The sequence below is a fragment of the Prevotella sp. LCP21S3_D2 genome (assembly GCF_052118345.1).
Lineage (GTDB): Bacteria > Bacteroidota > Bacteroidia > Bacteroidales > Bacteroidaceae > Prevotella.
The window spans coordinates 223,168-229,170 of the sequence record NZ_JBQKHJ010000003.1; the positions used below are offsets into that span (position 1 = coordinate 223,168).

The following is a 6,003-nucleotide window of genomic DNA, read 5'->3' on the forward strand; positions in this document are numbered from 1 at the left end:
ATGCTCAAATACATATATCATGATTTAGCTCCTGGTAAGATTTTCTCCCTCTTTTGGATTGGACAAATTTTGCTATTGTCGATAGGAGGATATAGCTTCTTGATATTTAAATATACTGGAATATTATTTATTTTAGTTTGTCTTTTATGTTTTAATATAGGACCAATGTCTGTACAAACGGAGAGAATGGTGGATTATGTGGAAGAACGGAAATGTAATATTACTTTTCATGAAAAGAGATTGCTAGCCTTACTGGTCCTTCTTATTGTCTTAGGTTTTTATAATCCAATTCAAACTATCGTTTCTCATGGATTTAGTTTGTCCAGCTTATTAGATTTCTCTAGTTTACTCAAAGTAAACAATAGTTTATCAGTAAGTAGATATACAGAAGATACATCAAATGGTTTGTTTACTCAATTCTTTTTGATTTTTTCATATACAGCACCTTTGTTGGGCGGATTTTGTTTACCAGCATTAGCTTCTAAAAAGGGAAAGTGGATCTGTTGTGCATCATTGTTACCTTTATTGTTTGCTGGTTTAACACAAGGAGTGAAAATGTGCATCATAACTTCAATTCTTGTTTTTATTTCTGGCTATTATGTATCTTGTATACTTCTGGGGAAGAAAATTATAATAAAGACTTCCACGATCATTAAGTTTGTGTTAGGGATTGTTGTTCTGTTTGCAATCTTATTGCTTTCGATGATGTTTCGAATAGGTAGATTTGACTTGTCTACTTTTTATATAGTTACCGATAAATTTGTAGCTTATGCTTTTGGACATTTACCTGCTTTTGATTTGTGGTTTGACAAGCAACCATGGGTTTCTGATACTTTAACCTTTGGAGCTAAATTCTTTCTTGGAATAACGAACTTCTTAGGAATCTTAAAGCGTGAACAAGGTCTTTATTCGGACTTTATGGTAATCTCAACAGGTGGTGCAGCAACTAATGTTTATACCGTTTTTCGTGTCATTATTGATGATTTTGGAATCATTCTTAGTCCTATATTGTTTTTCTTCTTAGGTGTTTTTATACAGCGAATATATAGAAAACTTCTTCTACTTGCTAATTACAGAATAAATTCTGCAATTTGTGTGTCATTTCTGTTTATGACATTTTGGAGTTTTGTCACTTCTGTTTTTGTATATACGAGTTATATATGCATGTTTGCTGCATTTTATTTTATATTATGTTTCTGCACTCAAAAAGTTGATAAAGAGAATGCGTGAAATTTTTATAGGTATTAAAAGCCGTTTCTCAAAAGGTTTGGGACAAGATGTCTTGTGGACTCTCATAGGACAAGTCCTCCTGATGTTAGTATTGTTGATAATCAACAAGTTCTTGAGCAACGTATTGTCTATAGAAGATTTTGGGCGATACAATGTTATTCGGCGGAGTACAACTGTTTTGTCTTTTATGCTTTTGGGCGGATTAGGCATTGCTATGCCACGGTATTTGCCGGTTTATGCAAGTAAAGGAAAAGTTAGAAATTTAGAAGGACTATTATATGCCTCTTGGCTTTATTTATTTGTTATTGCATTTTTTATTAGCATTGTATATATACTATTCTATCGTAAATTAGTTACGTTGGTAATAGGAGCAGATGATGTAAAATTCTATATCTTATGTTTGGTTTATGCTATGACGGTTGCGATTACTTCTTACATTTATGCCTACTATCGAGGCTTGGGCAAGTTTAAGTTGTTTAATATATCCCAGATAATTGTTCAATTGCTTTTATTGATACCTTTGATATTTAGGGTTGAACAATTGTTTTCGATTATAGTGGTTTGGACTTTGACTAATTTTTTGTTTGCTGTAGGAACGGCTATAAGGGAATTTCGTAAATATTCAGTATTGGTTAAACATTATCGGGTAAATGTAAACTTGCTATTTACTAGATTTAAAGAGCTGTTTATCTATTCTTTCCCTCGATTGTTTGGTGATTTCTTTCTGTTTGCTTATTCGGCTTTCCCAGCTATTTATATAGGCACGACTTTAGGCTTGGAGCAAACTTCCTATTATAGCGTAGGAATCTCATTGGTAACAATGGTAACACCTATATATTCTTTCTTGGGAGTAGTGTTGTTGCCAACTGTCTCTAAAATGATGGTAACTCATCAAGTAAAAGAGGCTAATCGTCTTGTTTCTAAGTTAGCTTTGGCTTATATAGTCTTAGCTTTACTTTTTACGGGAATTTTATATTTTGGCATAGATGTTTTTATACATTTATTTTTTGCAGATAAGTATTTGGTAGCAAGTAATATAGGAAAAGTAATCGTACTTTCAATTTTACCTCAGTCGATTTATCTATTATATAGAAATCCTAATGATGCAGTTTCTGTATTTCCTTTTAATACTATAATGCTTGCTGTTAGTTTTGTGATATTAGTTGCAGGGTTTATGTATTTTCATACGCTTCTTCAATATGCATATGTTTATTTGTTAATTGCGATATTTCAATGTTGTAGTTCTGTGCTAGCATGGACTTATTTTTATAATAAAAAAAAGAAGTATGACTTATGATTTTATATTTGTAGTCCTAGTATATAGGAATACATCTGATTTGATAGATTTTTTCGCTTCGTTAAAGTTGGAGCGAACAAAGGTGATTGTTGTCAATAGCTTTTATGATGAAGAATCAGAAAAGCAGTTCAAGCAAATTTCAGAAATTAATCATGCTGATTTTTTGTCTGTGCCCAATAAAGGTTATGGCGCAGGGAATAATCGGGGAGTGGAATATGCTTTGAAACATTATGATTTCAAGTATCTCGTGATTTCGAATGCTGATGTTGAAATTAAAAAACTGGATTTTGCAGAATTGGAAAAATATGGAGAGGGTATTTTTGCTCCTAAAATTCTGACACTTTCTGGAAAAAATCAGAATCCCTCTTGTCCTTTTATTCCAAGTTTGTTGACAGAAAAATATAAAAAATGGTGTTACTTTGGAAACCATAGGAAGCTGATGTGGCTTTATTATATGAGTTCACGTCTTAAGAAATGCATATATTATATCTTTTGGAAATGTAGAAGATGTGTTTTCTCTGCACATGGAGCTTTTGTGATCTTTTCTAAAGATACGGTAAAGAAATTATTTCCTTTTTATTTGGAAACGATGTTTCTTTTTAACGAAGAAGAGCATTTGGGAAGATTGGCTAGGCTTCATGGCATCAAGACATTTTATATTCCAGAAATCATTATAAATCATAAAGAGGATGGAAGTATGAAAATAGCAGAAATTCATAAGTTTGAACCCCTAAAGCGGCAATCTTTTGCGGTTTATTACGATTATTGGTTCAAAAACAGATACTATGATAAAGAAAATTAAATTTCAAAATTATAAGGCATTTTCTGGTCAAGAAGAGTTAGAGCTACGTCCTGTAACTTTGATCATAGGGAAAAATAGCAGCGGAAAGTCTTCTGTATTAAAGCTTTTGCCTCTGTTAACATCTATGATAAATGAAGATAATTGGATACCATCTCTTAATATCAATGGTGTTTCGTATGGTGGCTCATATCAAGATTAATTTAAAGTAAGTCTAATTCTGGTTTAAGTTTTGGGCTTGTTTATGAAAACGGACTGGCTATAGAGGTAGAGTATATGAATGATACTGATGGCTTACATATCTATCGCTACCAGCTGTCTTATGCAGAAAATGAACAGAAAGGACAAATGGAGCGTCAAGGAACTGTTGAAATTCCAGCAAAAGCTTTCTTTACAGCGAATCATTTATCGAAGAATGATTTGGAGGTTCATCTTGATTATGTTGGTCCTCTTAGAATTATGGCTCCTAGTAATGTTCGTTTTCATGGCTTTTCTGCGAAAAACAGAGTATATTATGATGGAAGTGGGGCTTATGACATTCTTTTGAACTCTTATATTAAAAAAACTTCTTTGTTCCAAGAGGTTTCTAACTGGATGGAGAGTCATCTTGAGGGACAAAGGATTGATTTCTCAAACAGCTCTAATAACTCAGGCAATTATACTCTTTGGGTGAAAAGAAAAGGAGCTGATGTTAATATTGCAGAAGTGGGACAGGGTATTGCGCAAGTTCTTCCTGTTATTACCTCTGCTCTATCATCAAAGGCATACTTTATCAATGTGATGGAGCAGCCAGAACTTCACTTACATCCAGCAGCTCATGCTCATGTGGCTGAACTTATAGGAACATCTGCCAAGCAAAATCATAGCACTTTTGTTATTGAATCGCACAGTAAGAACATGTTGTTGGGATTCAAAAAAATGATAGTAGATAAAGAAGTTGATTTTGATCCTGACGATATTGCCATCTATTTCGTAAAAGAATTAGAGGACGGCTCTACCTTGCAGAGAATTCATATTGATGAGAAAGGTGAGTTTGATGAATGGCCTCTTGGAGTGTTTAGTGAATCTTTTGAACTAATTCGTGAAATTAATAAATTGTTGAGATGATTGTTCATATAGGAAGGGAGTTCTTGAATCTTAATGATGCCCAAAAGGAGGAAAATGTGGTTGAGATAGTAGCGATTCTTGATCATGGGCATTTTTTGAAGAGCATTACTAGGCTTAGATCTTGGTCCTTCCATTTTCCCAATATCTTCCATAGGTGAGAATCGTTATGAGATGCATTCTGATTTACTGATGAGAAAATATCATTTTTCGGAAGAAAATGCTAAGTCTGTTCTTGATAAAATTTCAACAAAATATTGTAATGGAGAGGAGCCTGATTTGTATTTTGATTGGCTGGCTACTTTAAACAAGTAGGTAGTATGAAACAATACTGCGTTAAATTAATATTTAATCGTCTGTAAATCAATAACTTATATTAAGAAATGCTTATGAAAACTTAACTATAAAAAGTTGGTCAAGTCGCTGATTTTCAGTAACTTTGCAAATCACGACAAACGCAAAATTATATGAATACAGGACTTGACCAATATATGGATATCTTTAAAGATGCAGTTGAAGATTCGGCTGCAAAGTTAACAAAAAGTTTCGAGAAAATACTCATCGAGGTGATAATTTTGTTCATGGTAATACCAAGAAAGATAAATTTCACCCAAATGGGGAGGTATGGCTCGCATGTTGAGCAAACCTATCGCAACGCATTCGGCTTAAAAAAGTCGAAAAGCATTGACTGGCTCAAACTTAATGTATCACTTGCCAAGCGCTTCTTTGCTAAACAGGGAAGATGGGCTATTGCCATTGATCCCAGGAAGAGGGTATCGATGTTCTCCTTGATGGCACCTTCCTGAAGCAAAGCGGCGAAGGTCTTGGCTGCTTCCTTCAACATCTCGACATCGGTTACTGACTTGATAGCCTCGTTCTCCTCTGCAAACTCAGGGCGCTCGATAATCTTTGGATAGCCTACGATGATGCGGCTTGGGTAAAGGTTATCATAGAGTGCCTTGCTCTCACGAAGGAACTCTGGAGAGAAGAGAAGATTGAACTTCTTCACACCCTTCTTGGCATACTTCAAGTAGAGGCTACGGGTATAACCGACAGGGATGGTACTCTTAATGACCATCACTGCATCTGGGTTTACCTCCAGAACCAGGTCGATGACTTCTTCTACATGGGTTGTATCGAAGTAGTTCTTCACTGGGTCATAGTTGGTTGGTGCTGCAATCACTACGAAGTCTGCATCCTTATAGGCTGACTTGCCATCAAGGGTTGCCACGAGGTTCAATGGCTTTTCAGCCAAATACTTTTCGATGTAATCGTCCTGGATAGGAGAAATCTTATTGTTGAGTTTCTCCACCTTCTCTGGGATTACATCTACTGCTGTTACATGATGGTGCTGGGACAATAGCGTTGCTATACTCAGACCGACGTAGCCAGTACCGGCTACTGCTATTTTTATATTACGAAAATCTTTCATTATTTATATAAAATTAAATAGTTCTTCATTCAATAGTTCGTTAATAATTCAATAATGTGCTAAGCAGCTATACGCTGTAAGCACGAGAGATCTTTGAAAATCTTGCTAATTAAAGTTCGGTTCGGGGTGTACCCACTTGCT

General features: G+C 34.8%; 5 protein-coding genes and 1 pseudogene. 5 read left to right on the forward strand and 1 reads right to left on the reverse strand.

Going from position 1 to position 6,003, the window contains the following annotated elements:
• The 5 genes from ACTQ16_RS04305 to ACTQ16_RS04325 all read left to right on the forward strand — a co-directional run bounded on the left by ACTQ16_RS04305 (position 1) and on the right by ACTQ16_RS04325 (position 4,433).
• Positions 1–1,230, forward strand: a complete 1,230-nt coding sequence (locus ACTQ16_RS04305; RefSeq protein WP_441936256.1) for an O-antigen polymerase — start codon at positions 1–3, stop codon at positions 1,228–1,230.
• Positions 1,223–2,527 (forward strand): lipopolysaccharide biosynthesis protein, encoded by a 1,305-nt coding sequence (locus ACTQ16_RS04310; protein ID WP_441936258.1) that lies wholly within the window; start codon positions 1,223–1,225, stop codon positions 2,525–2,527. The genes ACTQ16_RS04305 and ACTQ16_RS04310 overlap by 8 nt, the downstream gene beginning before the upstream one ends.
• On the forward strand, positions 2,517–3,329 hold the full coding sequence (locus tag ACTQ16_RS04315) for a glycosyltransferase family 2 protein (protein WP_441936260.1): 813 nt from the start codon (positions 2,517–2,519) through the stop codon (positions 3,327–3,329). The genes ACTQ16_RS04310 and ACTQ16_RS04315 overlap by 11 nt, the downstream gene beginning before the upstream one ends.
• A complete protein-coding gene (locus ACTQ16_RS04320; protein ID WP_441936262.1) occupies positions 3,313–3,528 on the forward strand; it encodes an AAA family ATPase in 216 nt (71 codons plus the stop codon). Before ACTQ16_RS04315 ends, ACTQ16_RS04320 begins: the two co-directional genes overlap by 17 nt.
• A gap of 74 nt (positions 3,529–3,602) precedes the next feature.
• A complete protein-coding gene (locus tag ACTQ16_RS04325) occupies positions 3,603–4,433 on the forward strand; it encodes an AAA family ATPase (protein WP_441936264.1) in 831 nt (276 codons plus the stop codon).
• A gap of 757 nt (positions 4,434–5,190) precedes the next feature.
• Here ACTQ16_RS04325 and ACTQ16_RS04330 read toward each other — a convergent pair.
• A pseudogene (locus tag ACTQ16_RS04330) lies at positions 5,191–5,862 on the reverse strand (3-hydroxyacyl-CoA dehydrogenase NAD-binding domain-containing protein); the annotation flags it as partial.
• Positions 5,863–6,003: the final 141 nt, after the last annotated feature.

Coding starts and splice junctions, on each gene's coding strand:
- ACTQ16_RS04305 (WP_441936256.1), top strand. CDS start 1: ATGCTCAAATACATATATCATGATTTAGCTCCTGGTAAGATTTTCTCC.
- ACTQ16_RS04310 (WP_441936258.1), top strand. CDS start 1,223: ATGCGTGAAATTTTTATAGGTATTAAAAGCCGTTTCTCAAAAGGTTTG.
- ACTQ16_RS04315 (WP_441936260.1), top strand. CDS start 2,517: ATGACTTATGATTTTATATTTGTAGTCCTAGTATATAGGAATACATCT.
- ACTQ16_RS04320 (WP_441936262.1), top strand. CDS start 3,313: ATGATAAAGAAAATTAAATTTCAAAATTATAAGGCATTTTCTGGTCAA.
- ACTQ16_RS04325 (WP_441936264.1), top strand. CDS start 3,603: ATGAATGATACTGATGGCTTACATATCTATCGCTACCAGCTGTCTTAT.